This window comes from Paenibacillus sp. BSR1-1 (assembly GCF_030403775.1).
Lineage (GTDB): Bacteria > Bacillota > Bacilli > Bacillales > Cytobacillaceae > Neobacillus.
This window is the reverse complement of record NZ_JAQMWQ010000003.1, coordinates 189,213-207,155: the sequence shown is the minus strand read 5'-3', so window position 1 is coordinate 207,155 and position 17,943 is coordinate 189,213. Positions and strand designations below refer to the sequence as shown.

16 protein-coding genes are annotated in these 17,943 nt (G+C 37.8%); 8 read left to right on the top strand and 8 right to left on the bottom strand.

The genetic code is table 11. From position 1 onward, the window contains the following. Positions 1 to 199: 199 nt before the first annotated feature. Entirely contained in the window at positions 200 to 613 is a 414-nt protein-coding gene (locus PH210_RS06765) for a MerR family transcriptional regulator (protein ID WP_289984130.1), read from the bottom strand. A gap of 830 nt (positions 614 to 1,443) precedes the next feature. Here PH210_RS06765 and brnQ point away from each other — a divergent pair. Then, entirely contained in the window at positions 1,444 to 2,799 is a 1,356-nt protein-coding gene (gene brnQ / locus PH210_RS06760) for a branched-chain amino acid transport system II carrier protein (protein WP_289984129.1), read from the top strand. Positions 2,800 to 2,951: 152 nt separating this feature from the next. Here brnQ and PH210_RS06755 read toward each other — a convergent pair whose 3' ends face one another. After that, the gene (locus PH210_RS06755) at positions 2,952 to 3,785 is read right to left on the bottom strand and encodes an SPL family radical SAM protein (protein ID WP_289984128.1); all 834 of its coding nucleotides are present in this window, start codon (positions 3,783 to 3,785) and stop codon (positions 2,952 to 2,954) included. 416 nt (positions 3,786 to 4,201) lie between these two features. On the opposite strand from PH210_RS06755, the gene PH210_RS06750 reads away from it, so the two are divergent. After that, complete coding sequence (locus PH210_RS06750; RefSeq protein ID WP_289984126.1) at positions 4,202 to 4,816, top strand: DUF47 domain-containing protein; 615 nt, start codon at positions 4,202 to 4,204, stop codon at positions 4,814 to 4,816. A 167-nt stretch (positions 4,817 to 4,983) separates the two neighbouring features. Here PH210_RS06750 and PH210_RS06745 read toward each other — a convergent pair whose 3' ends face one another. Beyond that, positions 4,984 to 6,144 carry a two-component system sensor histidine kinase NtrB gene (locus tag PH210_RS06745; RefSeq protein WP_289984124.1) on the bottom strand — a complete coding sequence of 387 codons (1,161 nt, stop codon included), beginning with the start codon at positions 6,142 to 6,144 and terminating at the stop codon, positions 4,984 to 4,986. A 169-nt stretch (positions 6,145 to 6,313) separates the two neighbouring features. Here PH210_RS06745 and PH210_RS06740 point away from each other — a divergent pair, with 169 nt between their 5' ends. After that, positions 6,314 to 6,997, top strand: a complete 684-nt coding sequence (locus PH210_RS06740) for an ABC transporter permease (protein WP_289984122.1) — start codon at positions 6,314 to 6,316, stop codon at positions 6,995 to 6,997. Then, the gene (locus PH210_RS29960) at positions 6,969 to 7,043 is read left to right on the top strand and encodes a hypothetical protein (RefSeq protein ID WP_502306725.1); all 75 of its coding nucleotides are present in this window, start codon (positions 6,969 to 6,971) and stop codon (positions 7,041 to 7,043) included. The genes PH210_RS06740 and PH210_RS29960 overlap by 29 nt, the downstream gene beginning before the upstream one ends. Positions 7,044 to 7,183: 140 nt before the next feature. On the opposite strand, the gene PH210_RS06735 is transcribed toward PH210_RS29960, so the two are convergent. The 3 genes from PH210_RS06735 to PH210_RS06725 all read right to left on the bottom strand — a co-directional run bounded on the left by PH210_RS06735 (position 7,184) and on the right by PH210_RS06725 (position 11,354). Beyond that, complete coding sequence (locus tag PH210_RS06735) at positions 7,184 to 8,425, bottom strand: Bcr/CflA family multidrug efflux MFS transporter (protein WP_289984121.1); 1,242 nt, start codon at positions 8,423 to 8,425, stop codon at positions 7,184 to 7,186. A 198-nt stretch (positions 8,426 to 8,623) separates the two neighbouring features. Then, positions 8,624 to 10,069 (bottom strand): DEAD/DEAH box helicase, encoded by a 1,446-nt coding sequence (locus tag PH210_RS06730; RefSeq protein WP_289984120.1) that lies wholly within the window; start codon positions 10,067 to 10,069, stop codon positions 8,624 to 8,626. A 208-nt stretch (positions 10,070 to 10,277) separates the two neighbouring features. Further along, on the bottom strand, positions 10,278 to 11,354 hold the full coding sequence (locus tag PH210_RS06725; protein ID WP_289984118.1) for a hypothetical protein: 1,077 nt from the start codon (positions 11,352 to 11,354) through the stop codon (positions 10,278 to 10,280). A gap of 266 nt (positions 11,355 to 11,620) precedes the next feature. On the opposite strand from PH210_RS06725, the gene PH210_RS06720 reads away from it, so the two are divergent. Further along, positions 11,621 to 12,364 carry a hypothetical protein gene (locus PH210_RS06720; RefSeq protein ID WP_289984116.1) on the top strand — a complete coding sequence of 248 codons (744 nt, stop codon included), beginning with the start codon at positions 11,621 to 11,623 and terminating at the stop codon, positions 12,362 to 12,364. A 133-nt stretch (positions 12,365 to 12,497) separates the two neighbouring features. Here the strand turns inward: PH210_RS06720 and PH210_RS06715 are convergent, their stop codons facing one another. After that, the gene (locus tag PH210_RS06715; RefSeq protein ID WP_289984115.1) at positions 12,498 to 12,989 is read right to left on the bottom strand and encodes a DinB family protein; all 492 of its coding nucleotides are present in this window, start codon (positions 12,987 to 12,989) and stop codon (positions 12,498 to 12,500) included. 364 nt (positions 12,990 to 13,353) lie between these two features. Then, positions 13,354 to 14,463 carry a GerAB/ArcD/ProY family transporter gene (locus PH210_RS06710; RefSeq protein ID WP_289984113.1) on the bottom strand — a complete coding sequence of 370 codons (1,110 nt, stop codon included), beginning with the start codon at positions 14,461 to 14,463 and terminating at the stop codon, positions 13,354 to 13,356. Between the two features lie 444 nt (positions 14,464 to 14,907). Here PH210_RS06710 and PH210_RS06705 point away from each other — a divergent pair, with 444 nt between their 5' ends. Genes PH210_RS06705 through PH210_RS06695 form a run of 3 tightly spaced genes read left to right on the top strand, consistent with a single transcriptional unit; the run spans position 14,908 to position 17,927 of the window. Further along, positions 14,908 to 16,470, top strand: coding sequence for a spore germination protein (locus tag PH210_RS06705; protein ID WP_289984112.1), 1,563 nt, complete (start codon positions 14,908 to 14,910; stop codon positions 16,468 to 16,470). A 33-nt stretch (positions 16,471 to 16,503) separates the two neighbouring features. Beyond that, positions 16,504 to 17,709: a Ger(x)C family spore germination protein gene (locus tag PH210_RS06700; RefSeq protein ID WP_289984109.1), complete on the top strand. Its 1,206-nt coding sequence runs from the start codon at positions 16,504 to 16,506 to the stop codon at positions 17,707 to 17,709. Beyond that, positions 17,706 to 17,927 (top strand): hypothetical protein, encoded by a 222-nt coding sequence (locus PH210_RS06695; RefSeq protein WP_289984108.1) that lies wholly within the window; start codon positions 17,706 to 17,708, stop codon positions 17,925 to 17,927. Before PH210_RS06700 ends, PH210_RS06695 begins: the two co-directional genes overlap by 4 nt. The last annotated feature ends 16 nt before the right edge of the window (positions 17,928 to 17,943 follow it).

Sequence of the window (17,943 nt, the reverse complement as noted above, 5' to 3'; positions counted from 1 at the left end):
TCCTCACTTAATAGTTAAGTAAGGAATACACCTCCTATTTTAGTAAAACAAAGTTAGTCTAAGATAATCCAAAGATATTAATCTTCCTGTTCTTCATTGTTTCATTGAAAGAAAATCATGACAAATTTTAATAATTCAAGAACAGAAATCAATGCTGCAGCCATCCATTGGATGGAACAACATCTAAACATTTACCTCTTTAACCAAATAATAATAACAATGTTTGAGCCAATGTAACTCCCTGTAAGGAAAGTTTATTAACGAGCATTTCTTTTTCATCATCGTTTAATTTTTGAAGAATAGGCTCCATTACCTTTATTTCCTCTTTAAGATGCTCCATGAGAACAGCAATCTGTTCACAATGTTTTTCCATTTTGTCTTTATCAATGACAGTATCAAAATTGATCATTTTTATCGAAGATTTAATTTCGTCAAGCGGCATATTAAGAGTCTTATAATGTTCAACCAATTTTAAAATTTGAATAGACTCTTCTCCGTACATCCGATAATTAGAATCCGACCTTACAGGGTTCAGTAAGCCTATTTGGGTGTAATAATCAATCGTTCTTTTTGAAATGCTCATTAAACTGGCTATTTCACCAATCCGATACAACTTCCCAACTTACTCACCCCTTTCTAAATATGTTAAATATATCACAAACGAAACCGTACAGTCAACGTTATGGTTTTTGTAGTAAAAAATACTCGATTATTCCTCTCTTTCTAGTTGATTAAGGATAAGCCAAAAAATGGTGGACATTCCAAAATAGAATGCTCCCATGAAATACAGTTGATGTAATTGCATATCAAGGATTTGAAAATAAAATAAAAAGCAGCCTGTTAAAAAGTAATAGCCACTTTTTAGAATGGAAATTAGACGAAATTTAAATTGAATCTTCTTTTTAAAATGCTCCTTAAGTATTAAAAATGAATCTCTAATTCCTTTCAATATAAGGACAATTCCTACTGTTTTTAAGAAAAAAAACACCGTCATCTGAGGAAGGTCACCTTTCTAAAATAAATAATCAAGAATCTCAATGAAGACTTTATTAGAGTAAATACCCATATTGATCTGAATTCTAACACATAATTATTAATAAATTATTAACAACATTGTTGTGATTTTAATGAAAAATATAAGATATCCGACCTTCCCCTTATAAAAAAGAATCAATTCTTCCTCACTCACTTGCATCACTGGTTTCAGAGTCACTTCGCAATGGACGACCTCAACCCATTATTAATAAGAAGCACCTGCCACTACCAATTACTGAACCGCCGGATCAGAGTTTAAAGCGTTTTCAACTTCAATGGCATAACATTTAAACGACCCAAAATATTCATGACTTACTTCCAATCTCCCATTAAGCAGTCATTATAGGATAGCCAACAATTCTAAATGGTGTTAAAATAAATGAAATTCATCTAGAAGGAGCTACATGTATGCATCAAAAAATATCATTCAGAACATATGCAGTCATCGGTACGATGTTGTTTGGTATGTTCTTTGGGGCTGGAAATTTGATTTTCCCTATTCAGATGGGACAAGTCGCCGGTACTCACTTTTGGCCAGCTTTAATTGGTTTCCTAGTAACAGCAATTGGTTTGCCATTTATGGGGATCTTAGCATTCGGACTATCTGCAAGTAATGGACTTCGTGAATTAGGAGAACGGGTCCATCCGAAATTTGGAGTCGTCTTCGCCATGGCCCTTTACTTAACAATTGGCCCGTTTTTCGCGATTCCACGTACAGCAACAGTACCTTTCGTAGTCGGTTTTGAACCATTTATTAATCCTGATCACGCCAGTTTATATCTTGGGCTCTTTAGCTTTGTATTTTTCGCCATCGTCTACTATTTCTCATTAAATCCTGCGAAAATTATTGACTATATCGGAAAATATCTAACACCTGCATTTTTAATATTTTTATTCTTTTTAATTATTATCGCGATTGTCAAACCTATGGGATCCTTCGGAACGCCAACGGGTGATTACAGCCATTTGGCATTTATAACTGGTTTTAAAGAGGGGTATAACACGATGGATGCCCTTGCTTCATTAGCATTTGGTATTGTTGTCATCAATGCTATTAAGGGACAAGGGATTACGGATAAGAGGACCATTGCAAAAGCAACATGGCAATCAGGCATTTTTGCTATGGCACTAATGATGTTGATCTATGGCCTCATTACTTATATGGGGGCATCAAGCGTATCTATCATCGGTACATTCGATAATGGCGGTTTAATCTTTGCTAAAGTCGCCCAGCATTACTTTGGAGAATTTGGTGCGATCCTTCTTGCCATTATAATTGTACTGGCATGTTTAAAAACGAGCATTGGACTCATTACCTCTTGTAGTGAATTTTTCAATAGTATTTTCCCAAAAGTAAGCTATAAAATGTTCGTGCTTATCTTAAGCCTTATGTCATTTATCATTGCTAATTTTGGCTTAAACAATATAATTCAATATGCTGTTCCGGTATTAATGTTATTATATCCTTTGGCGATTGTTCTAATTTTGTTGACGCTCTGTTCATCATTTTTTAATCATAAGCAAAGTGTATATGCAGCGTCTATGCTCCTTACTTTTTGTGTAAGTTTCTTTGATGGTTACAGCACGTTAGTTGGAAGCATGCCGGGGGCGGCCATTTCTTTTTTCGAATCTATTAAAGCTGCGTATATTGAATATTTACCGCTTTACAGTATTGGTCTTGGATGGATATTACCAGCAGTAGTTGGTGCAATTATCGGCTATTTCTGGCCAACGGAGTCCAAAAAGCATGCTATTCAATCATAAAGTAAGAATCACCCATTTTAATGTCAGTTTTTGTTATTTCATAAAAGGTAGAGAAGTGTCATGATTGGCACTTCTCTTTTGTTCCTTCCTTATAAACTTCGATTTCGCTAACACCATAATAGCTGACTATAGCCCCTCCTGCTTTTTTAGGTTTATTTTGGGAATGCTTCCTGTTTAGAAACTCGCACTATTCCCTTTAAAAAATATTTATTAAAATGTTTTTCCACCTTAATGTGTAGATCTTTTTGGTACCACTTTGATAATTCATGTTCATGAAATAAATTTGGCATTCCTAATCTCTCTGATCGCTTCCCCATCGCCCCATCCCCAATGGATAAAGTATCAATCCAAATATGGTCCACAATTCCATGCAATATTTTTGGAAACTCAGGAGTAAACGGCAAAACTGGAGAAATGGAAGCTTGGGTGGATATTCCTGCATCGTGAAGTTTCTTTAATGCTTTTACCCGCAATTTAATACTAGGTGCATATGGTGCAAAAATCTTCCTTATATCATCTCTATCAGTCTCAATCGTCATGGATACAAGGACCTCGCATTTTTCTTTCAATTGTATTAACAAATCAATATCCCTTGTAATAAGTGGTCCTCGAGTTTGAATTTGAAGAAAATCTGGCGGGTTTTGAATCATTTCTTCCAATATCTTTCTTGAAATGTTTGCTTTACGCTCAATGGGTTGGTAAGGGTCTGTTGCGGAGGACATAAAAATGTTCACGGGATTATGTTTGTTACGAAGTTTGATGATTTCTTTTCGGTAATTATCAGCTGCATTTGTTTTTATGTCCAACCATTGTCCCCACGGGATTTCTTTGAATCTCTGAATTGGCATTTCTCTTACATAGCAATATTTGCATGAATACCCACATCCGCTATAAGGATTTAATGAATGAGTAAATCCTACATCCAAATACCCCTTTGCTTCAGTGAGAATTTTCTTCGCTAACGTATCTTTTATTTCAATCCCCATATTTTACGATCCTCTCTTTACAAGGAATTTTAATAACTCCGTCAATTTAGTTTAGTACAATTCTTCCCAGGTTATATAAAAAAGTCGACTCCCACAAAAATGGAAAATCGACTTTTTTATATAAAATAATAACTTATTATACCATTTATCATTGACAGGTTCTAACCAGTTCGTTTGCCCAGGAACTCCCCCATCGAGTTTACTGTATACGGATCCCTTATCTTTCAACTATTTAGAGCATATTAGCCTAAATGTCCGGTAGACAATCCAATTGACCAGCGGGTTGGACGTAAGCCGTTACGAGTTGACTGATAGTTGCATTTATTATAGTAATTGCATGTAAAAGAGTATGGATAAAGTTTTTATAAGAATCTTTTTTGGCAATTACACTTGTTGGACAATGTGGGGGTAATTTAATGGCAAAAAAGAATGACAAGTTTTTTAATTATTTAAAGAGTATTTCTTTAAACTTAAAAGAAAGTGCTAACTATTTTGCTGACTTTAAATTAAATAATGGTAATGATCTTAAAATTTTTTCTGAGAAGATGAAAGAATTTGAATCTAACGGAGATACCATGGTACATGATCTTATTAGTGAACTTAATAATACTTTCATTACTCCAATAGATCGTGAAGATATTTTAGCTCTTTCAATATGCATGGATGATATTTTGGACGGTTTATACCATACAGCTGCCCTATTTGAAATGTATTCCATGATGGAAATGGACGATTTTATTCTTAAATTTGTTAATGCCATCAAAAATTGTACATCCGAAATTGATGCAGCTATTGAACTCCTATCAAAAAAGAAATTGCTAAATATTAGAGAACACGCAATCAAAATTAAAGAAAAAGAACCCTATTGTGACCACATTTTCCGTGAATCCATTAAAAATTTATTTACTTTAGAAAAAGACCCTATCCGCATTATTAAATACAAACAAATTTATGAGGGGCTAGAAGAAATAGTTAACTGCTGCAAATCAGTAGCTAATACATTTGAAATAATTATTATGAAGAATGCTTAACTGTCGCCAATCTTCATACGGAATTCTTGTAAGTTGGCTCCCTCAAAGGGGGCTGCAACTGAAAGAAATAATACACATCTAATCACGTTTCACAAAATTGTAAGGGATTAAAAAGAAAAACTGCCAGGAATAAGAAGCCTGGCAGTTTTTCTATTATTATTTTACTTTCATTCGGCACTATTAATAGGAAAACAAATGGTAAACGAAGTTCCATGATTCAGAGTGCTTGCAGCCTCAATGGTTCCCCCGTGATCCAGAATGATTTTTTGACAAATAGAAAGCCCCAGCCCTGTTCCATCAGGTTTCGTTGTATAAAATGGATTAAAGATTTTTTCCAAATCTGCCTTATTAATACCTATACCCGTGTCCATAACCTCAACAACCGCATTGTTGTTAATTTCTAACAATCGGATCGTAATCGTGCCGCTATCAACCATCGATTGAATGGAATTGTTTATTAAATTGACAAACACTTGTACCATTTTATCGAAATCCATCTGTATAGAAAGATGCGAATTGTACTCCCTGTATACGATCTGATGTCCTAAACTGTTGGCTCTAGATTCAGTTAAGGAGATTACTGTCGTAAGACACTCATGGATGGAATGAGACTGATATAAAGAAACATTTGGCTTTGAAAATTGAAGAAACTCGGTCGTTAATTTATTCATCCTTTTGACTTCACTCAAGAATAAATCATACCAAGGCTGTATATTATATTGATTATGTTTGGAGTGTTGAAGAAACCCCTGAATGATTGTTAAAGGGTTTCTGATTTCATGAGCGAGTCCAGCAGCCATTTCACTTAAAAGATTCATTTTTTCCTCTTTTAAACGCAATTCTTCCCGCTTCTTCTCTTCTTTAAGCACATTTTTTTGTCTTTCCACTTCAATGATGTATTGAATGATCAGTACCACTGCTAAGGAAGTTAAGAAATCTGACCCAATCGCCAGGATGCTATAGGAATCAAGAGGAGTATACGAAATTCGAATAACTGAGTAAAATGCAATCATAACAAAACCAAGAAAAATCCCCTTAAGGGCTCCTCTGATTTGAAATAAGAACTTACTTAGTAAAATGATGTAAATGGAGAAACACCAATTCAGCTGACTCGTAAAATGGAATAATAGTAACAAAATTAATTCAATAGCTGATATATATTTCTTATAGCGCGGATAAATACTTTCCAAATAAATACTTGTTATAAAAAGAATCCCCAGTAAGATTACTAAAAAATGGTTTTGGGATCTATTCAACGTTATCGAGGAAAAAATAACAAAAATGACATAAATAGGCAAGACGATATGATACATTAAGCGAAAAAACATTTGGTTCTCTCCGATTCATTAATCTAAGGCGCATCCTATTGATTATACTCTAAATTCCGACTAAATACCTCAGTTAAATGATACCTTTAAATAAAAAAGCCCTTTATAAGATAAATCCTAGAGTATTTCCTTACAATGGGAGTGCTTTTTTTGTTTTTACAAAAACTGAATGGAAATTGATGATGACCGAAAGTTCTATCAGGAGCAGATTGTCCTTAACGATTATCACTTGAAGCAAAATATTCGCTCGACGGACGGTACGATGTGGGATGGCGTGAACGGTTCAGCTAATATGATGATCCTAATTACCATTTTCACCATCATCATTGTGGGAGACAGTGTGGCGGGTGAATTTTCGTTCGGTACTATCAAGCTGCTGCTCATCAGGCCGGCTAGCCGGGTTAAGATCCTCGTCTCCAAGTATATCTCTTTTCTGTTGTTCGGTATGCTGTTATTACTCACTCTGTTTGTCATATCCGTCCTAGTTAACGGAATCTTATACGGTTTTGGTTACATGGATCTGCCGTTGGTCAGCATGAATGAGGATGGGCTTATCGTGGAAAAGAATATGGTTCTCAATCTGTGGAAAACGTATATGCTTAATGGGGTATCCACGGTCATGTACATAACCATGGCCTTTATGATCTCATCCTCCTTCCGAAGCAGCGCGATGGCAATTGGGTTTTCCATTGGCGCCTTGTTTGGAGGCAGGATTGTTTTAGGTGCACTGCATCGGTTCGATTGGAGCAAGTACCTGTTGTTCGCCAATACCGATCTCACCCAGTACCTGGCCGGACATCCTTTTCAAGTCCTTTTCCATCGTTGTGCTCGCTGTCTATTTCCTAGTGTTTAATCTGATTTCCTGGCTTATATTTACACGTAGAGATGTAGCAGCCTAAACATAGTTGACGAATAAAATTCTTTCCAAGGGTGTGCCCCTCTCCCTCAAGCCTGAGGCGGAGGGGATTCCCTATTAAGCAAAAAAAGGAGAACACATTTCCGGGTTAACGAAAATGTGTTCTCCTTTTCATTTATATTTTTAGATACTAGGTTTCTTTACTGAGCACTGTTCATTAGAAATTTGTATGCGCAGTGAAGCTTTTCTTACCAACACATAATAAGATAGGAAAGCTAGAAAACTGGAGCAAAAGATGACCAAGCCCATTGGAACGCCTGTATACGCCCCTGCTATTCCCACAAGTGGAGCCGATAATGAGCCAAGGACAAATGGCAATAAACCAAGTAATGCAGAGGCACTTCCCGCAATATGTCCTTGCGTTTCAATCGCTAAGGCAAAACATGTGGTTCCAATAATACTGATCGAACCTACAAAAAAGAAAATCGGAATTGCGACCGCGAAAAGCGGAGCTTTTAATAACAGTGCAATCAGTAACAATAAGCCTGATATGGTAGAGATGGCTAACCCAATCTTTAAGAATTTCCGCTCCGGGATAATGTCTGCCAAGCGGCCAACCAACTGACTTCCAATAATTAAGGCTATTCCATTTGTCCCAAATAATAAACTAAATTGCTGCGGTGTGACATGGTAAATATTCTGATAGACAAACGGAATCCCAGATACATAGGCAAAGATTCCTGCCGTAGTAAAACCTTGCGTTAGTGCGTAGCCCATGAACGTTCGGTCTTTGAATAATGAACCAAAGTTTTTCATGATTTGCGGTAAATTGCTTGGGACACGGTTTTGTTCTGGAAGCGATTCTTCTAATTTTAAAGCAACAATAAAGAGCAACACCGCACCGATAATAGCCAAAGCTAAGAAAACCCCATGCCAATTGGAAAAAGCAAGAATGCCCCCTCCGGCAATCGGTGCCACGATCGGCCCGAGGTTACCCACTAACACCATCATGGTAAAAAACTTGGTCAGTTCCCTTCCACTAAAAAGATCGCGGACAATCGCTCTAGAGATCACAAGTCCGCCGGCAGCAGCAAAGCCCTGGACTAATCGAGCAACGATTAGAAAATAGATATTGGGCGCCAACGCACATGTGATAGAAGCAAGTAAGTACAATGTGATAAAGATGAGCAAGGGTTTTCGGCGGCCTTTCACATCACTAAAAGGACCAATAAACAATTGCCCTAATCCCAATCCTAATAAACAGGAAGTTAAACTAATTTGTACGAGTGAAGCAGTCGTATGAAAATCCTTTACAATCGTTGGAAAGGACGGTAAATACGTATCGATTGTAAAAGGTCCTAACAGTCCAAGTGATCCAAGGAGTATGGCAAGCTGTATTCGTTTTTTTCCACTAGGTTTATTCAATGTCCATCGCCTTTCTATTAAAGAAGATTTTTACCTGTTGTGTTATTTCGGTATCCTAAATAATAATGTTTATTATACCCTGAACCTTGCTCAAGGGTAAACAATTAATTTCCATGGAAACGATTTCGATTTTCGAGCATATGAGACACAAGTTTAAAGGACGATTATGTGTGGCATAATCGTCCTTGCTGGGTTTCATTATTTATGTGCTTTACTAACTTTTAGCTTCTTCCCTTTTATGGTTGTATTCTCCATAGCTTGCAAAACGAGCGAGCCTTTTCCATTCAGAATATCAACATAGGACATTTGATCCTGGATCGTAATAATCCCAATATCATCTGCCGTTACTCCAGGAATTTTCGCAATCGTTCCAACAAAATCTACCGCTCGAAGCTTCTTCTTTTTTCCACCGCTAAAATATAGCTTCATGATATCTTGGTTAATTCGTGCGGTTTTATTATTTCTTACGACTCGTCGGCCGCTGATTTTTTCTTCGAAAGCAGCCCTCTGACTAGCAACTTCATGTGGCTTTGGTGCATCCATTTTTGGAATTTCAAAGCCAATATACCGTTCAATCGTTTTAACGAATTTTCCTTCAAAAGGTGTTGCAAACGTTATCGCTTTTCCTTCATTTCCCGCGCGGCCGGTTCGGCCTGTGCGGTGGACATAACTCTCTTTTTCCATTGGAACATCATAGTTGATAACAAGTGTCACATTATCAATATCAATTCCTCGTGCAGCTACGTCGGTGGCAACTAAATAACGGAAATTCCCCAATTTGAAACCATCCATTACAGCAAACCGATCCTGTTGTTCTAATCCGCCATGAAGTCTTTCACAAGAATAATTGGATTCCTCCAATTCGGTATAGACAGTATCAACATGTTCTTTTGTTCGGCAAAAAATAAGGCAGCTGTCCGGATTTTCAACGACAGTAACGTCTTTCAGGAGCGTAATTTTTTCATCTTCCTTCACTTCGATTAGACGATGTTCGATTGTATTCGTTGTAATCCCGTCAGCCTCAATCTCTACATTAACAGGATTTTTCATATACTTATGACAGAGATTTTCAACATCTTCAGGTAATGTTGCAGAAAATACCATGGTTACTCTGTTTAAAGGGAGTTGATTAATAATGGCTTCTACTTCATCGATAAAACCCATATTAAGCATTTCATCAGCTTCATCTATAATGAGATACTTTATTTTATCTAAGACCAGGGTTTCTCTTTCAATATGATCCATCACACGCCCTGGGGTACCGACAACGACATGAGTTTTTTGTTTCAACTCTTCTTTTTGTTTCGTAAAAGGTTCTTTTCCGTAAACGGCCATTGCTTTAATCCGCTTAAACCTTCCAATATTCGTCATGTCTTCACGAACTTGAACAGCCAGCTCTCTGGTTGGTGTAAGGATTAAGGCCTGTGGTAATTTTTCTTCCCATTCAATCAATTCGCAAATAGGAATTCCAAACGACGCAGTCTTGCCGCTGCCTGTTTGAGATTTTACGACAAGATCTTGATTTGCCAATGCTAATGGTATGACTTTACTCTGAACCTCTGTCGGAGCTTCATATTTTAATACCTCTAATGATCTTCTTATTTCATCGCTTAAATGATAACCTTCAAAACTTGTTTCACTCATGTATTGACCTCGTTTTTTTGTATTATCCGGCTTATTTATAGGATTTCTCTCAAAGAAATATCATATGCATAATCTGAATATGGTTCATTATACTTGAAATGCTGAAAAAAACGAACAATGAAACATAAAAACGTGCCTAACTAAAAAGTTAGTACACGTTGCCGTAAAAAAAACACCAGCAAATGCTGGTGACAAATATAATTTACTTTTATCTTTGAACCGTATTCGTTGCCCAGACTGCCCTTCCATCAGGCCGGTATATGACCACGTTCCCATCGTTTTGAACGACAAGCCTGCTGCCCGGGTGTGTCCACGTATCGGATGACCAAATCGGTTTTTGATATGCATCGTAGATAACGAGATTCCCATCACCTTGCATGATACAGATTCCCACCTGCCCCTTGCCGTTGGTGCCGGAAGCCCAAATCGCTTTTCTTGGACTATTAGGGATGTTTTTATAGAGTACGAGATTTCCATCACCTTGGAAAACAAACGCATAAGTACCACTGCTTGAGTGAATGGCCTGATCCATCTGGAGTTTCTCTCCAGGCTGCATATCATCCCCTGCAGCAAACGGACCGCTTAAAATCCAATTATAATCCACCGGCTTTTTAAACGAGTAATCTGTTCGGAAGAAACTATAAATCGGAGTAGATGACCTGGAATGAACAACGGTGGTTGTGGATTCAGGCTTCCCAATATTTAAGGAAATCGTTACATTATCATCATTTGGACAATTTGGGTCATAGATGTTGATTGACAGATCGTTTTGATTCAAATTATACCCATAGGCTAGCACTTGATGATTTTTTCCAAGCTGAAAAGGATCTAGGGATTTAACTTTGACTAAACCAAGCGGTGAAAGCTTTCCGCTATCAAGATCACTTTTTATTCTTGGCCATTCCTCTTTGATCATTCTCCACGCCCTGCCGTGTGGGGCAAGACCTATTTTACTCGCTGCTGTTTCATGATCCGGTAGTGTGGGATTCATCAAATCCATATACTTAAGTGGACCTCCAGGCAAATTAAAACTATCAATCAGCCGGTTCGCAATATAATCAAAGAATGGACCAGAAGAAGGTGCTGTTAGATTCGGCGGGATCGGCATTTTTGCTTCAAAGTAATCCCTCGCAGCAAAAACCATCCCGCCACAAAGGCCGTTAGATGCATCCCCTATCGAAAGCTGCTGACCCAAAACAGTAATTGTTTTTAGTGGCACACGTGGAAAGCTGTTACTAAATTTAAAACCGGCTGAGCTGGGCCGAAACCCTGTTAAAGTCGGCATACTGATTCCCCCTTCGTTTCACGTAAATTGATTGATTTATATTGAGCTATGGGACGATGAGATTAGCTTATGTAAATATTTACACCTATTGGAATATTATCTCAATAGTTCCCTGTTTAAACTATGTTAGTACTTTAGTTAAATATGCTATGAAAAAAGTACTAATCTGAGCAAGAATCACCATTATGGGGGCTAAAGCTTTGAATAACTTAATTTAAATAAATATGATATTATTACATAATTAAAATACTTGAGGTGAATACGCATTGGCTTTTAATTCAGAATCAGACCAACAATTAGAAAATACTTATGATGAAGAATATATAGAAAGAGATTACCCCACAAGGCAAGATGTAAAAAGGGAACGAGAAAAAAGAGAAGATAAAGAATTGTCCACGGGGAGGAACAAGAAAAAAGCCATTAATGGTGGCTTTGCAAGAGTAATTCCGAAATTCAGGTTCCCGTCGTCAAATAAGAAAAAGAAGATGGAGATGTTCTGGTTAAAACTAGTCTTTAAGATTTTGGTAGTAGGAGCCGTTTACTTCAACTTCAAATACCTTCTGAACTATATGAACAATCCGATTAGTAATTTCAAAGATACCTTAATTGTATTTGGAGTGTGTGCAGGTATTAATTTACTTGCCGTTTGGATCCTGTTTTATAAAAATTCATTGATAAGGTTTTATCTTTCCTTATTTGCAATAGTCGGATCATTTGTGTACTACGGCTATGTAAATTATCTGACTCAATCCTTTTTGGGGAATAACATGATAGCTTCGGTGCTTGTTATTATTTCAGTTTTAATGGTCATCAATCCTAAAATAAATTATTATTTCAAAAACATCACGTTACTTTTAATACCTGTTATAGGGATATATTTTAGTGGTAATAAATTCGCACTTGTATGGGCTCTTATGTTTAATGCCGGCTTGATATTATTATTTAGAGTGCCAAAATCAAATGAAAAGGAAGAAGAACAAACAAAACGAAACAAAAAGCAATCAGCTTAATAGGAAATAAATATATGCTGGTGAATGAAATTAGGCCGAAAATATACCTTGTATATTTCGGCCTTTAGAAAAATTAAAATAGGTAAGACAAAAATTTAGTTAAAAACAACGAAATTAAAAAAACTCTTTTGCCCTATTCAAAAGAGCGGCGCGATGGCCAAGAACCTTGCAACTTGCGGATCAGGATAATTTGCCCCGTATGATAAGCGTCATGGAGAATGAGGCTGTTCAACCACTCGTCTAATGGACGATTAGTAACAAGAGCTTGCAATTGGTCAACGTTTAAATTCGTAATACGCTCACGGATGCCAAGATGGACGCTTTTTAGCCTATTTTGCGTGACTTCCCAATCGCTCACCGTTTTCGAAGCGACTGCGAACGTATCGTCATTCGTTAAACCTTCCGGATACTTCGATTCCTCACCGGTAATTCTTTTGAGCAACCGTTCCTTGTAAAAAATCAAATGCTCAACAGTCTCCCAAATCGTGTTCGCATGCTCGCCAGCCGGTCGCCAATCTGCTTGCTCCGCCGTAAGCGATTTGACTGCGTCAGCGAGGGGCGGATACCAATCTTCTTTATCGTAGCAAAAGTCCCAGTTTTGAAGTAACGATTCCGTTCTGTTCATTCCAAATCCTCCTTAGCGCGTATTGTAACTATCTAAACCCGTTCGTACCACAAGAAAAAAAGGATCGCTGCAGCAATCCTTTCTTAAACTCTAGCACCCGATAGTTTAAGTGTAATCCTTCATAATCTCTTCTAAACCTTAATATAACTCCAATCCCTAATAAGTGTTGTTCCAGAATCCAGTAAAATACAAAAAGTCGCCTTCTTATTCAAGAAAAGCGACTGATTGCGGAAAATCAAGATTTAACTACAAGGAAGCTGAACCATTAACTCTGCCCCCTCCCCCCTTTTTTATGAATTATATATAAGGTTTGAGATTTGCATAATTGACCATTCGTATAGTTGCTAATTTAGCATAATGAATGTTATTGGATATTGGCTGGATTCGTTCTTTTTATTTTTATGTTTTTTATAAATGCAATAAGTAAAAGAAACAGAGGGAGTACAACTTCAAAAGAAAAAAAGTAAAAAATTCCACTTTTAGATAAAAAAGAAACTAGTTGCTGATAACTAGTTGCTACCCAAAAACCAAATATTATTTGTAGAAAACCAAATGGGAAGACAAATGGCTTATAATCTTTTACGTCTAAGCACTGAGCTGCCCCGAGTACGAGCACATAATAAATGGCTGAAATTTTTATAAATATTCCAGTAACCCATATAGCCATTACAATCGATTCAAGATGCTCAAAAAATTGAAAGAGGCTGATATACCTAGCAACATTCATTACTGGATATATCTGTTCTTTAATAGTATCATCCATTATAAAAATCGTAATTAAATTTGTAAACACCATCGTTAGCACAACTGTTACAACAGAAATTAAGCCCCATTTCCGTCCCTTTTCTGGATTTTTCAAAAATGGAAGAAAAAAACTAATATATATAAAGTCACCCAGCCATGATTGAATTGGAATCGCACCTTGTAAAGATGGTAAAATACCATTTCCCATAATTGGAAGTATATTTTGGACTTTCATATCGGGTAAAAGAAGAATCCCCATTATCAGGAGGGGAAAAATAAATAATGGGAAAAAAGTTTGTGTCACACGTGCTAACAATTCTAGTCCTCCGTATGCTACAGACGCGCAGACTAAAACCAGACTAACTATTACCACTAGTAGTGGAGTCTTGGGAAGGAAGTTTGCAATAAACTCAGCATACTCACGTAAGACAATTCCATTCAAAAACAGATGGAAAAACAAAAAAATAAAACCAAGAATCTTGCTTGCAAGCTTTCCAATTAAATGTTCGCTATACTGAACAATGTTTTGCTTAGGATAATAAGTATTCAGTTTCAAGAGAATAAACACCACTAAAAAACCAATAATCGACGCCCATATCGGTGATAGCCAAAGATCTTGTTTTGCATCTTTTCCTGCAACTGCTGGAAGGGACAAAATAGATGTGGCCAATACGATAATATATAATATCATACCCATCTGAAGAGCTGAGATTTTCCCTTTTTCGATCATTATCTATTTATCCCCTTTATTCTCCAATTGTCTTATGTTTATTTTTCCTCTTCAGTGTAATTGTAATAACCTTACGACCTTATTATTTATTGTCTTGATATCCCTCTTGTTCAACTAGAGACTCTCGCCTTCCATATTATTTCCCCTTTAGATAGTCTAAAATAGGTAATTTTCACGTTTGTATTTTTTACTAAATAATGTTTTTTATACAATCACAAACCCTACCTGAAATAGCTAGACCTCTACCTTTAGACAAAATAAATGAGGCTGAGTGGTTTATAGATACATATTGTTTTCCACATTTACAAAAGCAAACATAAAATAAACGTTATATTGAAATGGTTGGATAATTTTCCAATTAAACAGGATAGATTCACTAGTTAAATCACAAAATAAATTCACCACGATTTTCCATACAACCTTGAACAAAAGGAAGGCGCGTCCATGTTGTTTCGAAAAAACCGAAAAAGGTTCCATGAGCAAATACAACTCAATACACAACAAGAGATTACCGGGCAAAAAGGTTTGCTTTCTTCTGATCTGGATGAAAACTTGCACGTTTTTCACTCCATTTATCAGGATTGCATGGATGTAGTCTTTCGGACATTTTTGATTGGTGGACAAACAAGAGCCGTTCTTATATTTATTGAGGGCTTATCTAATCTTGAAGAAGTTGATGATAATGTACTCGCCCCCCTTGCGTCAGAAACAGAAGGTAAGGTTCGTCCACGTGAATTGTTAGAGAAAAAGATTCATATTTCAAAAATGAAAGAAGTCAAAACGGTTACAGAGTGCATAGAGTATATCTCTGTCGGGTTTCCCGTTCTTTTAGTAGAACAAGAAATGGTCGGACTTGCCTTGGGGTTGTGCAAATGGGAAAAACGATCGATTGAAGAACCACAGGCAGAGAGTGTCGTACGTGGGCCGCGGGAAGGTTTTGTGGAAGCATTGCACGTCAATACCTCCCTACTTAGACGTAAAATCAAAAGCCCTGACCTCAAAATGAAATCGAGGAAGATTGGGCGCTATACGGATACTCATGTTGTAATTGCTTACATGAAAGGACTTGCAGATCAAACCCTCATTGAGGAAGTCGAAAACCGGTTACAGCGCATCGACATAGACAGTGTATTGGAAAGTGGTTATATCGAGGAACTGATTGAAGACAATCCCTATTCACCTTTTCCTCAGCTTATCAATACAGAGAGACCGGATGTAGCCGCTGCTAATCTCCTGGAGGGGCGTGTGGTGATTTTAGTAGACGGTACTCCCTTTGTCTTAATTGCTCCGATTAGCTTTTTTTCCTTACTGCAGTCGCCAGAAGACTATTATCAGCGTTTCCTGATCAGCTCAGCTATCCGCTTGTTGCGTTTTGTGTTTATGTTGATGTCTCTTCTTTTGCCATCTCTATATGTTGCGGTTCTAACCTACCATCAGGAGATGGTGCCGACAGCCTTGCTGATCAGTATGTTTTCTTCACGGGAAACTGTCCCCTTTCCGGCACTTGTGGAAGCATTAATGATGGAGATAACATTTGAAGCGCTGCGTGAAGCAGGGGTTCGGCTTCCGAAACAGGTCGGGGCTGCTGTTAGTATTGTTGGCGCTTTAATCGTCGGTCAAGCTGCCGTTCAAGCCGGATTAGTATCCGCTCCGATGGTTATCTTTGTTGCGATTACAGGCGTTTCGTCCTTTATGGTGCCGCACTATACACAAGGGATTGCTTTACGAATGCTACGCTTTCCGATTATGTTGCTTGCCGGTTCGCTCGGGTTGCTTGGGATAATGCTTGGGGTGATATTAATCGTCGTCCATTTATGCGGGTTGCGTTCGTTTGGGGAACCATACCTTTCACCAATCGCTCCTATGAAGAAGAATGAATTGAAAGATTCCTTGATTCGAGCTCCATGGTGGGGGATGAATAAACGCCCCCATTTAACTGGTGAATACAATCCATATCGACAAGCCCCCGGGCAAAAACCGAATCCGGGAAAAGGAGACGAATCGTAGTGTGAAGAAAAAACGAGAAGGATGTGTGTAAAGATGAACCACTTTTTGTCTCAAAGCATGACAAAATTATTCCTCGTTCTTCTCTTGTTTTCGGCTAGTTTCCTGCTTACCGGTTGCTGGGACAGACGGGAAGTGAATGACACGGCACTGGTATTGGGGGCTGCCATTGACAAAGAAAAAGGGGAAAACATCAAGCTTACCATTCAAGTTTTGATTCCTCGGGCTGTGAGCGGTGGGCAGCAGGGAGCGGGCGGTGGCGGAGAAGGCCCCACCGTCTTGGTAAGATCTGCGATTGGAGAAAATATGGCTGATGCTACGTCAAAGCTCCAGACAGAATTTCCGCGTAAAATCTTTTGGGGGCATTGTAAAGTGTATATTATTGGGACAAAGCTTGCTAAAGCAGGAGGCTTACATAAGCAAATTGACTTTTGGCTTCGCCACCCAGAACCTCGAGAACGGGCCGATTTGTTTGTTAGTGTAGGCAAAGCAGCCAATATTCTTGAATTACAGCCACCCTTAGAGCTATATGTGGGACAAGCGCTTCGAAAGCTTTCTGAGATGCATATTGGTATGAGCGTTACCGTGAAAGATTTTGAACAGATGTTAAAAGGTGATACGGGTACGGCTCTCCTGCCATTGATTAAAACATTACCGCCATTGACTGGAAACAAACAAGAAACGATTGCTAATATAATCGGGACTGCTATTTTCAAGAAAGATAAAATGGTCGGTCAAATTGATACCAAAGTAACTAGAGGACTGCTGTGGTTACGAAATGAAGTCGAAGTAACTGCGGTAACGGTAAACCCCAAAAAAGGGGAAACGATATCGTTAGATCCCATACGTGAAAAGACAAAGCTCATCCCTACAATCAAAAATGGAAAGTGGAAAATCTTAGCAAAGATCACATCAGAAGGAACGATTGTGCAAAATGGGAGCCATTTAGACATAATGAGCACTGACATTACAAAGAGGATAGAAAAGGAGTTAGAAAAAGACATCAAACAACGATTGAACCTACCCCTTATACAAGTAAAGAACGGGATGAATGTAGATGCGTTTGGTTTTGCAGATGCGTTTCACCGTAAATACCCAAAAGAATGGGAGAAAGTCAAAGATCATTGGGATAAGGTCCTTCCGCAGGTAGACGTAAAAATAGCAATTAAAACGCGTATACGCCGACCAGGATTGACTACTACACCAGCGGGTGTTCCAGAAAATGAGGTAGAAAAGAAATGATATGGACTGTGTTTGCAATAACAGTAGGTGTGGTACTCCTCATATTATTTGAATGGCCAAAAATGAAGCAAAATCAAAAAAAGGAAAAAGCGGCCTTTGTAACCTTAACGGCGATGGGATGGCTGCTTGCCATTCTCCTTGTGTTCTTTCCAGACATGCCAGGGCCTACACAGATGATTGAAAAACTTTTTAAACCGCTTGGTAAGTTGATTGAGTAATAGTAAGATCATGGGA